Below are 16,154 nucleotides of genomic sequence, written 5' to 3'. Positions count from 1 at the left end.
GATGTTCACGTGCGGCTTGTTACGCTCGAATTTGCTCTTGGCCATCTGGCTCTCCAATCAAATTTCGTCAGGCCCGCAGGCCTTGAAGGAATGCCTGTCCCGGGCGGGTCAGGCGTATTTCTTCTGGATCTCTTCTGCGACCTGGTTCGGCACCTGCTCATAGTGGTCGAACTGCATCGAGTACTGCGCACGCCCCTGCGACATGGAACGCAGCGTGTTCACGTAGCCGAACATGTTCGCCAGCGGGACCATGGCGTTGACCGCGGTCACGATGCCCCGGTTCTCCGTACCCTGGATCTGGCCACGGCGGGAGTTCAGGTCACCGATCACGTCGCCGACGTAATCCTCGGGCGTCACGACCTCGACCTTCATGATCGGCTCGAGCAGCTTGGGGCCGGCCTTCTGGATGGCTTCGCGGAACGCCGCCCGCGACGCGATCTCGAAGGCGAGGACCGAGGAGTCGACGTCGTGGTAGGCGCCGTCGATCAGCTCGGCCTTGATGTCGACCATGGGGAACCCGGCCAGAGGACCGGAGGTCATCACGGATTCAACACCCTTGTTGACGCCCGGGATGTACTCCTTGGGCACCGCACCGCCGACGATCTTCGACTCGAAGCTGAAGCCTTCGCCGAGTTCGGCCGGCTCGAAGACCATCTTGACGCGGGCGAACTGGCCCGTACCGCCGGTCTGCTTCTTGTGCGTGTAGTCGACCTCGGCCTTGCGGCTGATGGTCTCGCGGTACGCAACCTGAGGAGCGCCGATATTGGCCTCGACCTTGAACTCGCGCTTCATGCGGTCGACGAGGATGTCCAGATGAAGCTCGCCCATGCCGGCGATGATCGTCTGTCCGGATTCTTCGTCGGTCTTGACGCGGAAGGACGGATCCTCGGCGGCCAAGCGGTTGAGCGCGAGGCCCATCTTTTCCTGGTCGCCCTTGGTCTTCGGCTCGATCGCGATCTCGATGACCGGCTCGGGGAATTCCATCCGCTCCAGGATCACGGGCTTCAGCGGGTCGCACAGCGTATCGCCGGTGGTGACTTCCTTGAGGCCGGCCAGGGCGACGATATCGCCGGCATAGGCCTCTTCGATGTCCTCACGCGAGTTGGAGTGCATCTGCAGCATGCGCCCGATGCGTTCCTTCTTCTCCTTGACCGTATTCTGCAGCGACACGCCCTTGGCGAGCTTGCCGGAGTAGATGCGGCAGAAGGTGAGCGAACCGACGAAGGGATCGTTCATGATCTTGAAGGCGAGCATCGACAACGGCTCGTCGTCCGACGACGCACGCGTGGTCTCCGTCTCGGTCTTCGGGTCGATGCCCTTGATCGCCGGCACTTCGACCGGGGACGGCAGGAAATCGACGACGGCGTCGAGAAGAGGCTGAACGCCCTTGTTCTTGAAGGCCGAGCCGCACAGGACCGGCGTGAACCAGACGTCGCAGGTACCCTTGCGGATCAGGCGACGCAGCTCTTCGACCGTCGGCATCGTGCCTTCGAGATAGGCTTCCATCGCGGCTTCGTCGACTTCGACGGCGGCCTCGATCATCAGCTCACGGTACTCGGCGGCCTGGTCGGCCAGCTCTGCGGGAATCTCGACGACATCCCACTGGGCTCCGAGGGTCTCGTCGCGCCAGATCAGGGCCTTCATCTCGATCAGGTCGATGACGCCCTTGAAGTCGTTCTCGGCGCCGATCGGCAGCTGGACGACGATCGCACGCGCACCGAGGCGCGACTTGATCATCTCGACGCAGCGGAAGAAATCCGCGCCCGTCTTGTCCATCTTGTTGACGAAGATCATCCGCGGGACGTGATACTTGTCGGCCTGGCGCCAGACCGTCTCGGTCTGGGGCTCGACGCCGGCATTGGCATCGAGAAGCGCGATCGCGCCATCGAGTACGCGCAGCGAACGCTCGACCTCGATGGTGAAGTCGACGTGGCCCGGCGTATCGATGATGTTGAAGCGACGCTTCTTGCCGTCACGACCTTCCCAGAAGGTGGTCGTGGCAGCAGACGTGATTGTGATGCCGCGCTCCTGCTCCTGCTCCATCCAGTCCATCGTAGCGGCGCCGTCATGGACTTCGCCGATCTTGTGGGACTTGCCGGTGTAGAACAGGATCCGCTCGGTGGTCGTGGTCTTCCCGGCATCGATGTGGGCCATGATGCCGAAGTTGCGGTAGTCCTCGATCTTATATTCGCGGGCCATAAGCGTCGCCTTTCGATATCAGCTTCGGGATTACCAGCGGTAGTGCGAGAAGGCGCGGTTCGCTTCCGCCATGCGGTGCGTGTCTTCGCGCTTCTTGACTGCGGTACCCCGGTTGTTGGCGGCATCGAGAAGCTCGCCCGACAGGCGGTCGACCATCGTCGTCTCGTTGCGGTTGCGCGCAGCCGTGATCAGCCAGCGGATCGCCAGCGCCTGACGGCGCTCGGGACGGACATCGACCGGAACCTGGTAGGTTGCACCGCCGACGCGGCGCGAACGAACCTCGACGTGCGGAGCGACGTTCTCGAGCGCCTGATGGAAGATCACCAGCGATTCCTGGCGGCTCTTCTCGTGGATGGAGTCGAAGGCACCGTAGACGATGCGCTCGGCGACCGACTTCTTGCCATCGTACATGATGGCATTCATGAACTTCGTGACAACCAGGTCACCGAACTTCGGATCCGGATTGATCTCGCGCTTTTCAGCAGAATGGCGACGGGACATCTATTGGTCTCTCGTTCTCGATCTGACGTGCAGGCTTACTTCGGACGCTTCGCGCCGTACTTGGAACGGCGCTGCTTGCGATCCTTGACGCCCTGCGTATCCAGCACGCCGCGAATGATGTGATAGCGCACACCCGGAAGGTCCTTCACGCGGCCGCCGCGGATCATCACCACGGAGTGCTCCTGAAGGTTATGACCCTCGCCCGGAATGTAGCCGATGACTTCGAAGCCATTGACCAGGCGCACCTTGGCGACCTTGCGGAGAGCCGAGTTCGGCTTCTTCGGGGTCGTCGTGTAGACGCGAGTGCAAACGCCCCGCTTCTGCGGGTTGGCCTGGAGAGCCGGAACCGTGTTGCGCTCGGTAGGACGAACGCGCGGCTTGCGGATCAGCTGGTTAATGGTCGGCATCCCAACCTTCCCTCTTCTTTCTCGTCTCGGTTCAAAACGCGACGCCAATCGCCGGATGAGCCGGATGGCTCATACACGAAGCCGGGCAAACCATCCGCATATTGCGGACTGCCCGGCACAAAGCAGAGGACCGGAAACCCGATCATGCGACCAGCGATGGTGCGTCTCGTTGAACTGAGCCTTGTTTGAAACGAATGTCCCGGACGCGGCGTCCTGGAACGAAACTGGCTTCACATCGGCTCTGTTGCGCGGTGTTTAACGATTCCGCCTGTCATCGTCAACCCCCCGCAATACAAGCAGAACTTATCTTTGCGGTCCCGTGTCCATGACGGGCGTTCGGCCGTGACGGCCGAAGGGCGGGGCCGGTTGCCCGGCCCCGCCCTTCATCCTTTCGGTCAGCGAAGATTGCCTTCCGCCCGCCGCACGCCGTCGGGCATCTGGCCCGATCCGGACATGTCGGACAGAAGGTTGTCGGGCTGGCCGGCAGCCGACGTCTTGCGCTTGTCATCGATGATCAGGTCGTCCCGCGAGGTCGCGATGCGCCGGATCTGCGTCATCATTCCGCCGGTGCCGGCGGGAATCAGGCGGCCGACGATCACGTTCTCCTTGAGGCCCTGCAGCGTGTCGGTCTTGCCGGCAACCGCCGCCTCGGTGAGGACGCGGGTCGTCTCCTGGAAGGACGCCGCCGAGATGAAGGACGGCGTCTGCAGCGAGGCCTTGGTGATGCCGAGCAGCACCGGCACGCCGGAGGCAGGCTTCTTGCCTTCCTCTTCCAGCTTCTCGTTCAGCTCGGCCAGCTCGATCCGGTCGACATTGTCGCCCGGAATATAGCCGGAATCGCCCGAGTCGACGATCTCGACCTTCTGCAGCATCTGCCGGACGATCACCTCGATGTGCTTGTCGTTGATCAGCACTCCCTGCAGGCGGTACACTTCCTGGATCTCGTTGACGAGGTAGGAAGCCAGCGCCTCGACGCCCCGGATCGCCAGGATGTCGTGCGGGGCCGGGTTGCCGTCGAGGATGTAGTCGCCCTTCTCGATGATGTCGCCTTCCTGGAGATGGAACGGCTTGCCCTTCGGGATGAGATACTCCACCGGCTCGACGCCGTCCTCGTGCGGCTCGATGACGATGCGGCGCTTGTTCTTGTAGTCGCGGCCGAAGCGCACCGTGCCGTCGATCTCTGCGATCACCGCATTGTCCTTCGGACGACGGGCCTCGAACAGCTCGGCGACGCGCGGCAGACCACCGGTGATATCCTTCGTCTTCGCGCTTTCCATCGGAATACGCGACAGGACGTCACCCGCCTTCACCCGGGCACCCGGCTCCACCGACAGAATCGCATCGACGGACAGGAGATAGCGGGCGTCGGAGCCGCGCTGCAGCTTCAGCACCTCGCCATCGGGGCCCTTGATGACGATGGCCGGCTTCAGGTCGGAACCGCGCGGGTTGGCGCGCCAGTCGATGACCTGGCGCTTGGTGATGCCGGTCGACTCGTCGGCCTGCTCGGAGACCGACAGGCCCTCGACCAGATCCTCGAACTCGACGGTGCCTTCCAGCTCGGTGAGCACCGGGCGGGTATAGGGATCCCACTCGGCGATACGCTGACCGCGACGCACCTTGTCGCCATCGTCGACGAAGATGCGCGAACCGTAGGTTACCCGGTGGCTGGCCCGCTCCTTGCCGCCCTGATCGAGGATCAGGATCGCCATGTTGCGGCCCATGGCCACGAGACGCCCTTCGGAGTCGCGCACCACGTTGCGGTTGCGGATCTTGACCGTGCCCTCGTACGAGGCTTCCAGGAAGGACTGGTCGACGACCTGCGCCGTACCGCCCATGTGGAAGGTCCGCATGGTCAGCTGCGTGCCCGGCTCGCCGATCGACTGCGCCGCGATGACGCCGACGGCCTCGCCCATGTTGACCGGCGTTCCGCGGGCCAGATCGCGTCCGTAGCAGACCGCGCAGATGCCCGTGCGGACCTCGCAGGTCAGCGCCGAGCGGATCTTGATCGACTGCACGCCGGCCTTCTCGATCACCTCGACATCGCGCTCGGCGATGTTGTGGCCACCTTCGACCAGAACTTCGCCCGTGACGGGATGGACGACATCCTCGAGCGCGGTGCGGCCAAGGACGCGCTGCCCGAGCGTCGCGACCACCTGGCCGGCATCGACGATGGGCTGCATGGTCAGGCCGTTCTGCGTGCCGCAGTCGGACTGCGTGATGATGCAGTCCTGCGCCACGTCGACGAGACGACGCGTCAGGTAGCCCGAGTTCGCCGTCTTCAACGCCGTATCCGCGAGGCCCTTGCGGGCGCCGTGGGTGGAGTTGAAGTATTCGAGAACCGTCAGGCCTTCCTTGAAGTTGGAGATGATCGGCGTCTCGATGATCTCGCCCGACGGCTTGGTCATCAGGCCGCGCATCGCGGCGAGCTGGCGCATCTGCGTCGGCGAGCCGCGCGCACCGGAGTGCGACATCATGTAGATCGAGTTCATCGGACGCTGGCGGCCGCCATCGTCGAACTCGACCGCCTTGATGCGGGCCATCATCTCTTCGGCGATCTTGTCCGTGCACTTGGCCCAGGCGTCGACCACCTTGTTGTACTTCTCGCCCTGGGTGATCAGGCCGTCATTGTACTGCTGCTCGTATTCCTTCGCGAGCGCCTGCGTCTCGGCGATCAGCTTTTCCTTCGTGTCGGGGATGAGCATGTCATCCTTGCCGAAGGAAATGCCGGCCATGCACGCATGCTTGAAGCCGAGCTGCATGATCCGGTCGCAGAAGATCACCGTCTCCTTCTGGCCGCAGTGACGATAGACCTGATCGATGAGGCGCGAGATATTCTTCTTCGTCATCAGCTCGTTGGCGATGTCGAATGGAATGTTCACGTTCTTCGGCAGGAGCTGACCGATCAGCAGGCGGCCCGGCGTCGTCTCGTAGACCTTGGAAACGAGCTTGCCGTCCTTGTCGACCGACTTGAAGCGTCCCCGGATCTTGGTGTGCAGCGTGATCGACTTCGCGTGGAGCGCATGCTCCATCTCGCCGATGTCGGAGAACGCCATGCCCTGTCCGGGCTCGTTCTCGTTCATGATCGAGAGGTAGTAGAGGCCGAGGACCATGTCCTGCGACGGCACGATGATCGGCTGTCCGTTGGCCGGGTGCAGGATGTTGTTGGTGGACATCATCAGGACGCGCGCTTCCAGCTGCGCCTCGATGGAGAGCGGAACGTGGACGGCCATCTGGTCGCCGTCGAAGTCGGCATTGAAGGCCGTGCAGACCAGCGGATGAAGCTGGATCGCCTTGCCCTCGATGAGGACCGGCTCGAAGGCCTGGATGCCCAGACGATGCAGCGTCGGCGCGCGGTTCAAGAGAACCGGGTGCTCGCGGATGACCTCGTCCAGGATATCCCAGACTTCCGGACGCTCCTTCTCGACCAGCTTCTTGGCCTGCTTGACCGTGGAGGAATAGCCCTTGGCGTCGAGGCGCGCATAGATGAACGGCTTGAACAGCTCCAGCGCCATCTTCTTGGGCAGACCGCATTGATGGAGCTTCAACTCCGGGCCGGTCACGATGACCGAGCGGCCGGAATAGTCCACGCGCTTGCCGAGCAGGTTCTGCCGGAAACGGCCCTGCTTGCCCTTGAGCATGTCCGAGAGCGACTTCAGCGGACGCTTGTTGGCGCCCGTGATGACGCGACCGCGGCGGCCATTGTCGAACAGCGCGTCGACGGCCTCCTGCAGCATGCGCTTCTCGTTGCGGATGATGATGCCCGGCGCGCGCAACTCTATCAGCCGCTTGAGGCGGTTGTTGCGGTTGATGACGCGGCGGTACAGGTCGTTGAGGTCGGACGTCGCGAAACGCCCGCCATCCAGCGGCACCAGCGGACGCAGGTCCGGCGGGATCACCGGAACGACACTCATGATCATCCATTCGGGCCGGTTGCCCGACTCCAGGAAGTTCTCGACGATCTTCAGACGCTTCATCAGCTTCTTCGTCTTCAGATCGGACGTCGTCTCGGCCAGCTCGGCGCGCAGGTCGCCGGCGATCTTCTCCAGGTCCATGGAGGACAGGAGTTCCTGGATCGCCTCGGCGCCGATGAGCGCGGTGAAGGAATCCTCACCATACTCCTCGGTCGCGATCAGATACTCTTCCTCCGTCAGGAGCTGATGCTCCTTGAGGGCGGTGAGACCAGGCTCGGTGACGATGTAGTTCTCGAAGTACAGGACGCGCTCGATATCCTTGAGCGTCATGTCGAGCAGCGTGCCGATGCGGCTCGGCAGGGACTTCAGGAACCAGATGTGAGCGACAGGCGCGGCCAGCTCGATATGGCCCATCCGCTCGCGGCGCACGCGCGAGAGGGTAACCTCGACGCCGCACTTCTCGCAGATGATGCCCTTGTACTTCATGCGCTTGTACTTGCCGCACAAGCACTCGTAGTCCTTGATCGGACCGAAGATGCGGGCGCAGAACAGGCCGTCGCGCTCGGGCTTGAAGGTCCGGTAGTTGATCGTCTCGGGCTTCTTGATCTCGCCGAACGACCAGGAAAGGATCTTCTCCGGGCTCGCCAACGAGATCCGGATCGAATCGAAAGACTGGGCCTGCACCTGAGGATTGAAGAGATTCATGACCTCTTGATTCATGGTGCTTTCTCCTTCTGGGGCCTCAATGCCCCGCTACGCCGCGCCAACGACGCACAACGATAATCCCGGTGGTGAGGCCAGCGCCGCGACAGGCGGCGATGGCCCGGCGCGCCCCTTCCGGGCGCGCCCTGCCGATTACTCGGCTGCGTCGGGCAACTGGTCGTCCCGGTTTGCCGCCTGCGGCTGTTCGGACACGTTCGACAGGTCGACGTCGAGACCGAGCGAGCGCATTTCCTTGACGAGAACGTTGAAGCTCTCTGGAATGCCGGACTCGAAGGCATCGTCGCCGCGGACGATCGACTCGTACACCTTGGTGCGGCCGGCCACGTCGTCGGACTTGACCGTGAGCATCTCCTGCAGCGTGTAGGCCGCGCCATACGCTTCCAGGGCCCAGACCTCCATCTCGCCGAAGCGCTGGCCGCCGAACTGCGCCTTGCCGCCCAGTGGCTGCTGCGTGACCAGCGAGTACGGTCCGATGGACCGCGCGTGGATCTTGTCGTCCACCAGATGGTGCAGCTTCAGCATGTAGATGTAGCCGACGGTCACCTGACGATCGAACGGTTCGCCGGTACGCCCGTCGTAGAGCGTGACCTGACCCGAACCGTTCAGCCCGGCCTTCTCCAGCATCTCGACGATGTCGTGCTCGTTCGCGCCGTCGAAGACCGGCGTCGCGATGGAGACGCCGCGCTTCATCTGGCGCGCCAGCGTGACGACGGAGTCGTCATCGAATACGGCCACCTTCTCGTTGCGATCGCTGTCCCCGAGCAGACCGGAGATCTCCGTCCGCAAAGGCTTCACGTCGTGGCTCTCCTGGTACTGCTCCAGCAGCTCGCCGATACGGCGGCCCATGCCGGCGCAGGCCCAGCCGAGATGTGTCTCGAGGATCTGCCCGACATTCATGCGCGACGGCACGCCGAGCGGATTGAGAACGATGTCGACATGCGTGCCGTCCTCGGTGAAGGGCATATCCTCAACCGGTACGATCCGCGAGACCACGCCCTTGTTGCCGTGACGGCCGGCCATCTTGTCGCCCGGCTGGATCTTGCGCTTGACCGCGACGAAGACCTTGACCTGCTTCATGACGCCGGGGGGCAGCTCGTCGCCGCGCTGCACCTTCTCGACCTTGTCCATGAAGCGCCCTTCAAGCGTCTTCTTGGACTCGTCGTAGACGTTGCGAAGGTCTTCCAGCTCGCCCTGGAGCTTCTCGTCCTCCACGGCGAACATCCACCACTGCGAGCGGGGATATTCCTGGATGACGGACGCCGACAAGGTCGTGCCCTTCTTGAAGCCCTTGGGTCCGGCTACCGCCGACTTGCCGTCGAGCATCTCGACCAGGCGACCATAGACGTTGCGGTCCAGGATAGCCTGCTCGTCGTCGCGGTCCTTGGCCAGGCGCTCGATCTCCTCGCGCTCGATGGCCATGGCGCGCTCGTCCTTCTCGACGCCGTGCCGGTTGAAGACGCGAACCTCGACGACCGTGCCGTAGGTGCCGGGAGGCATACGGCTCGACGTGTCGCGGACATCGGACGCCTTCTCGCCGAAGATGGCGCGCAGGAGCTTCTCTTCCGGCGTCATCGGGCTTTCGCCCTTGGGCGTGATCTTGCCGACGAGGATGTCGCCCGGCTGGACCTCGGCGCCGATATAGACGATGCCGGCCTCATCGAGGTTCTTCAACGCTTCTTCCGAGACGTTCGGAATATCGCGCGTGATCTCCTCGGGTCCAAGCTTGGTGTCGCGCGCCATGACCTCGAACTCCTCGATGTGGATCGAGGTGAAGACGTCGTCGGCGACGATGCGCTCGGACAGGAGGATCGAATCCTCGTAGTTGTAGCCGTTCCAGGGCATGAACGCGACGAGCACGTTGCGGCCGAGGGCCAGATCGCCGAGATCGGTGGACGGACCGTCCGCGATGATGTCGCCCTTCCGGACCCGGTCACCCATTTTCACCAGCGGCCGCTGGTTGATGCAGGTGGACTGGTTGGAACGCTGGAACTTCATCAGGCGATAGATATCGACGCCGGACTTGCCGGCCTCGAGGTCTTCCGTCGCACGGATGACGATACGCGTGGCATCGACCTGATCGACGACGCCCGTCCGCCGGGCCGCGATGGCCGCGCCGGAATCGCGCGCGACCACCGGCTCCATGCCGGTGCCGACGAACGGCGCTTCGGCACGCACCAGGGGCACGGCCTGACGCTGCATGTTCGAACCCATGAGCGCGCGGTTGGCGTCGTCGTTCTCGAGAAACGGGATGAGCGCCGCGGCCACCGAAACGATCTGCTTCGGCGACACGTCCATAAGGTCGATGTTCTCGCGCGGGGTGATCACGTTGTCGCCGGCGTGCCGGCAGACCACCAGATCGTCCACGAAGGTGTTCTCGTCGGTCAGGACGGCATTGGCCTGCGCGACGTGGTGCTTGGCCTCTTCCATTGCGGAAAGGTAGACCACGTCGTGCGTGACCTTGCCCTCGACCACGCGGCGATACGGGCTTTCGATGAAGCCGTACTTGTTGACGCGCGCAAAGGTGGCCAGCGAGTTGATCAGGCCGATGTTCGGCCCTTCCGGCGTCTCGATCGGGCAGATGCGGCCGTAATGCGTCGGGTGCACGTCGCGCACCTCGAAGCCGGCGCGCTCGCGCGTCAGACCGCCGGGTCCGAGCGCCGAGATGCGGCGCTTGTGCGTGATCTCGGAGAGCGGGTTGGTCTGGTCCATGAACTGCGAAAGCTGCGAGGATCCGAAGAACTCGCGCACGGCTGCAGCCGCCGGCTTGGCGTTGATGAGATCCTGCGGCATGACCGTGTCGATCTCGACCGAGGACATGCGCTCCTTGATGGCGCGCTCCATGCGCAGCAGGCCGACGCGGTACTGGTTCTCCATCAACTCGCCCACCGAGCGGACGCGACGGTTGCCCAGATTGTCGATGTCGTCGATCTCGCCCTTGCCGTCACGCAGGTCGACCAGCGTGCGCACCACGGCGACGATGTCCTCCTTGCGCAGGACGCGCACCGTATCCTCGGCGTCGACGTCCAGACGCATGTTCATCTTGACGCGGCCGACGGCCGACAGATCGTAGCGCTCGGCGTCGAAGAACAGCGACTGGAACATCGCCTCGGCGGTTTCCATCGTGGGCGGCTCACCCGGACGCATGACCCGATAGATGTCGAACAGCGCGTCCTGGCGCGTCTCGTTCTTGTCGGCCGCAAGCGTGTTGCGGATGTAGGCCCCGACGGTGACATGGTCGATGTCGAGGACGGAGATATCCTCGTAGCCGGCGTCCACCAGCACCTTGAGGGTCTTCTCGTCGATCTCGTCGCCGGCCTCGAGATAGACTTCGCCCGTCTGGACGTTGACGATATCTTCCGCGAGGTAGTTTCCGAACAGGTCCTCGTCGGAGGCGCGCAGCGCCTTGACGCCCTTGTCCTTCAACTGGCGGGCCTGACGCGCCGTGACCTTCTTGCCGGCCTCGACCAGGATCTCACCCGAATCGGCATCGACAAGATCCGTCATCGGCTTCTGGCCGCGGACGCGCTCCATCGAGAACGGAATGCGCCAGCCCTTGGCGTCCTTCTCGAACTGGATGACGTTGTAGAAGGTGGAAAGGATCTCTTCCCCATCCATGCCCAGCGCCATCAGGAGGCTCGTCACCGGAATCTTGCGGCGGCGATCGATGCGCGCATAGACGATGTCCTTGGCGTCGAACTCGATGTCGAGCCAGGAACCGCGATACGGAATGACCCGCGCCGCGAAGAGCAGCTTGCCCGAAGAGTGGCTCTTGCCCTTGTCATGGTCGAAGAAGACGCCCGGCGAACGGTGCATCTGCGAGACGATGACCCGCTCGGTGCCGTTGACGATGAAGGTGCCGTTGGACGTCATCAGCGGCATGTCGCCCATGTAGACGTCCTGCTCCTTGATGTCCTTGATGGACTTGGAGCCGGTATCCTCGTCGACATCGAACACGATGAGCCGCAACGTCACCTTGAGGGGCGCCGCGAAGGTCAGGTCGCGTTGCCGGCACTCGTCGACATCGAACTTCGGCTGCTCGAACTCGTACTTGACGAATTCCAGCATCGAATGTCCCGAAAAATCGGAAATCGGGAAGACAGACTTGAAAACGGACTGAAGCCCCTCGTCGGGACGACCGCCATTCGGCTCGTCCACCATGAGGAACTGATCGTAGGATGCTTTCTGCACCTCGATCAGATTGGGCATTTCGGCAACCTCGGGAATATGCCCGAAGAACTTGCGTACGCGCCTGCGACCGCTAAACGTCGTCGTCTGAGACATCGTCGCTCCTTGCTCTCGACAGTGCCCTCGCCGAAGGGCTCAAACTCCGGAACCATCCCGGTCGGGACAGCCCCACCGCCCTCTCGAAGGCGGCTTAGACCTATGCGGACCATCGGCCCATCCGCGTCTTCCCGAGTGCCCGCCGGCGGAAACCGGACCATCGGAAAGAAGCGGGCGCCGCCTGCCGGAAGCCACCTCCATGGTGGCCTGCGGCGGCAGCACGGAAGGCGGAACGGCAAAAAGCCGTCCCGCCCACCAATTTCACGCCGGCTTGCGCCAGAAGCGCAATTACTTGACGTCGACCTTGGCGCCAGCCTTCTCGAGCTGGTCCTTGATCTTCGCGGCTTCGTCCTTGGACACGCCTTCCTTGACCGGCTTCGGAGCGCCGTCGACGAGGTCCTTGGCTTCCTTGAGGCCGAGACCCGTGATCGCACGGACTTCCTTGATGACGTTGATCTTCTGCGCGCCGGCATCGGCGAGGATCACGTCGAACTCGGTCTTCTCTTCCTCGACGGCGGCAGCAGCGCCGGCGCCACCGGCAGCCGCGACGGCAACCGGAGCAGCGGCGGAAACGCCCCACTTCTCTTCCAGCATCTTCGACAGCTCAGCCGCCTCGAGGACGGTCAGGCTGGACAGGTCTTCAACGATCTTGGCGAGATCAGCCATTGTAGTATTCCCTTAAGGTTCGAATAATCAGAATGCAGCGAGGAACAATCCTCACGCCGCCTCGTCCTTCTTGGCATATGCCCCGAACACGCGTGCGAGCTGGCCTGCAGGCGCTGCGACCACACCCGCGATGCGGGTAGCCGGCGTCTGCACCATGGCGATCAGCTTGGCGCGCAGCTCGTCGAGCGACGGAAGCGAGGCGAGAGCCTTCACCCCGTCGGCGTCGAGGGCGGTGGTGCCCATGGCTCCGCCGAGGATGACAAGCTTGTCATTGCCCTTGGCGAAATCGTTGGCCACCTTCGGCGCCGCGACCGGATCGGTCGAATAGGCGATCAGGGTCTGTCCTTCGAACAGATTGCTGATCTCCTCGGCGTCGGTGCCTTGAAGAGCGATTTTGGCAAGACGGTTCTTCGCGACTTTGACGGTGCCACCCTGCTCGCGCATCTTGGAACGAAGATCGTTCATCTGCGCGACGGTGAGACCGGCGTAGCGAGCCACCACGATCGACCCCGAGTCCTTGAAGGTCTCGTGAAGATCGGTGACGAACTCGCGCTTTTCCGCTCTGTCCACTGCCACTCTCCAGTTGGAGCCTTCCCTTGCGGGACGCTCCGGTTGCCTTCGCCGCCCGGATCATCCGGGCGACAGCGAGGATCCTGTCCCCTTGGCGTCACTGGAGCCGCATAGGGCCCCGCATCGTCAGCTCAAGGCATTCAGAGGTTCGAACCAAACACCGGGGTTACCCCCCGGGAAATCCGGAACTCTCACCGTCTCATGCAGGCTTGTGGATTAAGACGACCGGACGGACCGGCCCTCGCCTGCAATCTCGGACAGGAAACGAAGACCGTTTCCGGCCTTCGCACACCCGGGCCCGAAGGCCCGGGAATTCAATCAGGGAAGGACGCACATATAGGTGTGCGATCCTGCCCTGTTAACCCCCTGGTCGGGTCAGGCCTGCGCCTGCACCGTCGAAGGGTCGATCTTGAGGCCCGGGCCCATGGTCGACGACAGCGCGACGCGCTGGACGTAGGTGCCCTTGGCGCCCGAAGGCTTGGCCTTCTGGACCGCATCGGCGAAGGCACGAATGTTTTCGACCAGCGCATCGGCGCCGAAGGAAGCCTTGCCGACGCCGGCATGCACGATGCCGGCCTTCTCGACGCGGAACTCGACCGCACCGCCCTTGGAAGCCTTGACGGCTGCCGCGACGTCCGGCGTAACCGTGCCGACACGCGGGTTCGGCATGAGGCCACGCGGGCCGAGCACCTTGCCGAGACGGCCGACGAGACCCATCATGTCGGGCGTCGCGATGGCGCGATCGAAGTCGATCTCGCCGCCCTGCACCTTCTCGACCAGGTCTTCGGCGCCGACGATATCGGCGCCGGCGGCCTTTGCCTCTTCGGCCTTGTCGCCGCGCGCGAAGACCGCGACGCGAACGGTACGGCCCGTGCCGTTGGGCAGGTTGACGACGCCGCGGACCATCTGGTCCGCATGGCGCGGATCGACGCCGAGGTTCATGGCGACCTCGATAGTCTCGTCGAACTTCGCCGTGGCGCGGTCCTTGAGCAGCTTCACCGCATCGGCGATGTCGTAGAGCTTGTCGCGGTCCAGGCCGTCGCGGGCCTTCGAAATACGCTTGCCGATCTTAGCCATCGTCTCAGCCCACCACTTCCAGGCCCATGGAGCGGGCGGAGCCCTCGACCATCGCCATTGCCGCATCAACGTCGTTCGCGTTGAGGTCCTTCATCTTCTTTTCGGCGATCTCGCGGACCTGGTCGCGCGTGACCTTGCCGGCGCCCGCCTTGCCCGGCTCCTTGGAGCCCGACTTGATGTTTGCCGCCTTCTTGAGGAAGAAGGTGACCGGAGGCGTCTTCATCACGAAGGTGAACGACTTGTCCTGGTAATAGGTGATGACCACCGGAACCGGGGAGCCCTTCTCCATCTCCTGGGTCTGCGCGTTGAACGCCTTGCAGAACTCCATGATGTTGATGCCGCGCTGACCGAGAGCCGGGCCGATGGGCGGCGACGGCGTGGCGGATCCGGCGGCAACCTGCAGCTTCAGCTGCCCTGCAACTTTCTTAGCCATTTCTTTCTGCCTTTGTCTTCATGCCGGCTTGCCGGCGATGGGACCGCCATGACGGCGGACCGCTTGCAGTGGCGCGGTGCGGCGAGACCCGGCCGGCAAAAGCCGGAACGCCTTCCGCGCCGGAGCCGCCCGAAGGCGGCCTGACGATCAGACCTTTTCGACCTGACCGAATTCGAGATCGACCGGTGTCGCACGACCGAAGATGGACACTTCCACCTTGAGACGGGCACGCTCCTGATCGACTTCCTGGACGATGCCGTTGAACGAGGCGAACGGCCCGTCCGAAACGCGCACCTGCTCGCCGATATCGAAGGAGATGCTGGCCTTCGGCCGCTCGACACCCTCCTGCACCTGGCTGAGGATATGCGTGGCCTCCGCCTCCGAGATCGGCACCGGCCGATTGTCGGGCCCGAGGAAGCCCGTGACCTTCGGCGTATTCTTGATCAGCGAGAAGACCTGGTCGGTCAGCTCGGCCTTGACGAGGACATAGCCCGGGAAGAACTTGCGCTCGGCATCCACCTTGCGGCCGCGACGCACCTCGACGACCTTTTCGGTCGGCACGAGGATCTTCTCGAACTTGTCGGAGAGCCCCTTCTGCCGGGCCTGCTCCTCGATCGATTCAGCGACCTTCTTCTCGAAATTCGAGTAGGCGTGAACGATGTACCAACGGGCTGCCATTCCTAGATTGCCTTCCTGCACTCAGCGGCCAGCGCTCATGATGAAACCGACCGCGAACCCGAGGGCCTGATCGGCTATAAAGAAGAACGCAGCAGCGAACACGACCATGATGAGAACCATGATCGTGGAGATCAACGTTTCCCGACGGGTGGGCCATGTCACTTTCGAGACTTCGGTCCGCACCTGCTGAAGGAACGTGAAGGGATTTGTCTTCGAGGCCATATACCGCCCATGGCATTAGGCGCGTAAAAGCTGACGACCCAGCCCCACGCACCTCGTGTCCGTTGATCTGCGTATTAGCGTCCCGCGCAACGATTCACAAGAGGGGCAAGGAAGATTCTTGTTCACGCCTTGCGCTTCACTCCGCCCCGCAATCGATCCGATGGCGCTGATGCAGACAGCGAATGGCAGGGGCAACAGGGCTCGAACCTGTGACCTGCGGTTTTGGAGACCGCCGCTCTACCAACTGAGCTATACCCCTACGAACGGCGCACCATGGCGCGTCCGACCGCCGGCGCAAAGGCCGGCTTTCACGCTCGGCAATAATGCCAAGGCCGGCATTTTGCAAGTCGATTCGCCGGCCTTCCGTGCAGGAAATGCCGAGGCCGCGCCGAAACGAAAACGGCGGCCCGAAGGCCGCCGCAAATACGCAGGCGCTGCGCCCGTCGATTACTCGACGATAGCGGACACGATGCCGGCGCCGACGGT

The 16,154-nt window shown here is 63.3% G+C and carries 11 protein-coding genes and 1 tRNA gene; all 12 read right to left on the bottom strand.

What is annotated here, in order from left to right; translation table 11 throughout:
• Positions 1–108: 108 nt before the first annotated feature.
• On the bottom strand, positions 109–2,199 hold the full coding sequence (fusA, locus tag NDN16_RS20495) for an elongation factor G (protein ID WP_251115271.1): 2,091 nt from the start codon (positions 2,197–2,199) through the stop codon (positions 109–111).
• 30 nt (positions 2,200–2,229) lie between these two features.
• Positions 2,230–2,700 carry a 30S ribosomal protein S7 gene (gene rpsG / locus NDN16_RS20490; protein WP_039192523.1) on the bottom strand — a complete coding sequence of 157 codons (471 nt, stop codon included), beginning with the start codon at positions 2,698–2,700 and terminating at the stop codon, positions 2,230–2,232.
• 35 nt (positions 2,701–2,735) lie between these two features.
• Positions 2,736–3,107, bottom strand: coding sequence for a 30S ribosomal protein S12 (gene rpsL, locus NDN16_RS20485; RefSeq protein ID WP_039192521.1), 372 nt, complete (start codon positions 3,105–3,107; stop codon positions 2,736–2,738).
• A 395-nt stretch (positions 3,108–3,502) separates the two neighbouring features.
• Positions 3,503–7,738 carry a DNA-directed RNA polymerase subunit beta' gene (gene rpoC, locus NDN16_RS20480; RefSeq protein ID WP_251115270.1) on the bottom strand — a complete coding sequence of 1,412 codons (4,236 nt, stop codon included), beginning with the start codon at positions 7,736–7,738 and terminating at the stop codon, positions 3,503–3,505.
• A gap of 135 nt (positions 7,739–7,873) precedes the next feature.
• Positions 7,874–12,022, bottom strand: coding sequence for a DNA-directed RNA polymerase subunit beta (rpoB, locus tag NDN16_RS20475; RefSeq protein WP_251115269.1), 4,149 nt, complete (start codon positions 12,020–12,022; stop codon positions 7,874–7,876).
• 288 nt (positions 12,023–12,310) lie between these two features.
• Entirely contained in the window at positions 12,311–12,688 is a 378-nt protein-coding gene (gene rplL / locus NDN16_RS20470; RefSeq protein WP_251115268.1) for a 50S ribosomal protein L7/L12, read from the bottom strand.
• Positions 12,689–12,739: 51 nt separating this feature from the next.
• The gene (gene rplJ / locus NDN16_RS20465; protein ID WP_039192515.1) at positions 12,740–13,258 is read right to left on the bottom strand and encodes a 50S ribosomal protein L10; all 519 of its coding nucleotides are present in this window, start codon (positions 13,256–13,258) and stop codon (positions 12,740–12,742) included.
• 375 nt (positions 13,259–13,633) lie between these two features.
• Positions 13,634–14,335: a 50S ribosomal protein L1 gene (gene rplA, locus NDN16_RS20460; protein ID WP_251115267.1), complete on the bottom strand. Its 702-nt coding sequence runs from the start codon at positions 14,333–14,335 to the stop codon at positions 13,634–13,636.
• Between the two features lie 4 nt (positions 14,336–14,339).
• A complete protein-coding gene (gene rplK / locus NDN16_RS20455) occupies positions 14,340–14,768 on the bottom strand; it encodes a 50S ribosomal protein L11 (protein ID WP_039192511.1) in 429 nt (142 codons plus the stop codon).
• Between the two features lie 147 nt (positions 14,769–14,915).
• A complete protein-coding gene (gene nusG, locus NDN16_RS20450; RefSeq protein WP_251115266.1) occupies positions 14,916–15,446 on the bottom strand; it encodes a transcription termination/antitermination protein NusG in 531 nt (176 codons plus the stop codon).
• A gap of 21 nt (positions 15,447–15,467) precedes the next feature.
• On the bottom strand, positions 15,468–15,668 hold the full coding sequence (gene secE, locus NDN16_RS20445; RefSeq protein ID WP_039192507.1) for a preprotein translocase subunit SecE: 201 nt from the start codon (positions 15,666–15,668) through the stop codon (positions 15,468–15,470).
• 183 nt (positions 15,669–15,851) lie between these two features.
• A tRNA-Trp gene (locus tag NDN16_RS20440) sits at positions 15,852–15,927 on the bottom strand.
• Positions 15,928–16,154 lie beyond the last annotated feature (227 nt).

It is taken from the genome of Aureimonas altamirensis (assembly GCF_023702225.1).
Taxonomy (GTDB): domain Bacteria; phylum Pseudomonadota; class Alphaproteobacteria; order Rhizobiales; family Rhizobiaceae; genus Aureimonas; species Aureimonas altamirensis_B.
This window is presented reverse-complemented; position numbering and strand designations above follow the sequence as displayed.

What these genes read in the sequence shown, in the direction of transcription:
- fusA (WP_251115271.1), bottom strand. Translation starts at nt 2,199, where the DNA reads ATGGCCCGCGAATATAAGATCGAGGACTACCGCAACTTCGGCATCATG.
- rpsG (WP_039192523.1), bottom strand. Translation starts at nt 2,700, where the DNA reads ATGTCCCGTCGCCATTCTGCTGAAAAGCGCGAGATCAATCCGGATCCG.
- rpsL (WP_039192521.1), bottom strand. Translation starts at nt 3,107, where the DNA reads ATGCCGACCATTAACCAGCTGATCCGCAAGCCGCGCGTTCGTCCTACC.
- rpoC (WP_251115270.1), bottom strand. Translation starts at nt 7,738, where the DNA reads ATGAATCAAGAGGTCATGAATCTCTTCAATCCTCAGGTGCAGGCCCAG.
- rpoB (WP_251115269.1), bottom strand. Translation starts at nt 12,022, where the DNA reads ATGTCTCAGACGACGACGTTTAGCGGTCGCAGGCGCGTACGCAAGTTC.
- rplL (WP_251115268.1), bottom strand. Translation starts at nt 12,688, where the DNA reads ATGGCTGATCTCGCCAAGATCGTTGAAGACCTGTCCAGCCTGACCGTC.
- rplA (WP_251115267.1), bottom strand. Translation starts at nt 14,335, where the DNA reads ATGGCTAAGATCGGCAAGCGTATTTCGAAGGCCCGCGACGGCCTGGAC.
- rplK (WP_039192511.1), bottom strand. Translation starts at nt 14,768, where the DNA reads ATGGCTAAGAAAGTTGCAGGGCAGCTGAAGCTGCAGGTTGCCGCCGGA.
- nusG (WP_251115266.1), bottom strand. Translation starts at nt 15,446, where the DNA reads ATGGCAGCCCGTTGGTACATCGTTCACGCCTACTCGAATTTCGAGAAG.
- secE (WP_039192507.1), bottom strand. Translation starts at nt 15,668, where the DNA reads ATGGCCTCGAAGACAAATCCCTTCACGTTCCTTCAGCAGGTGCGGACC.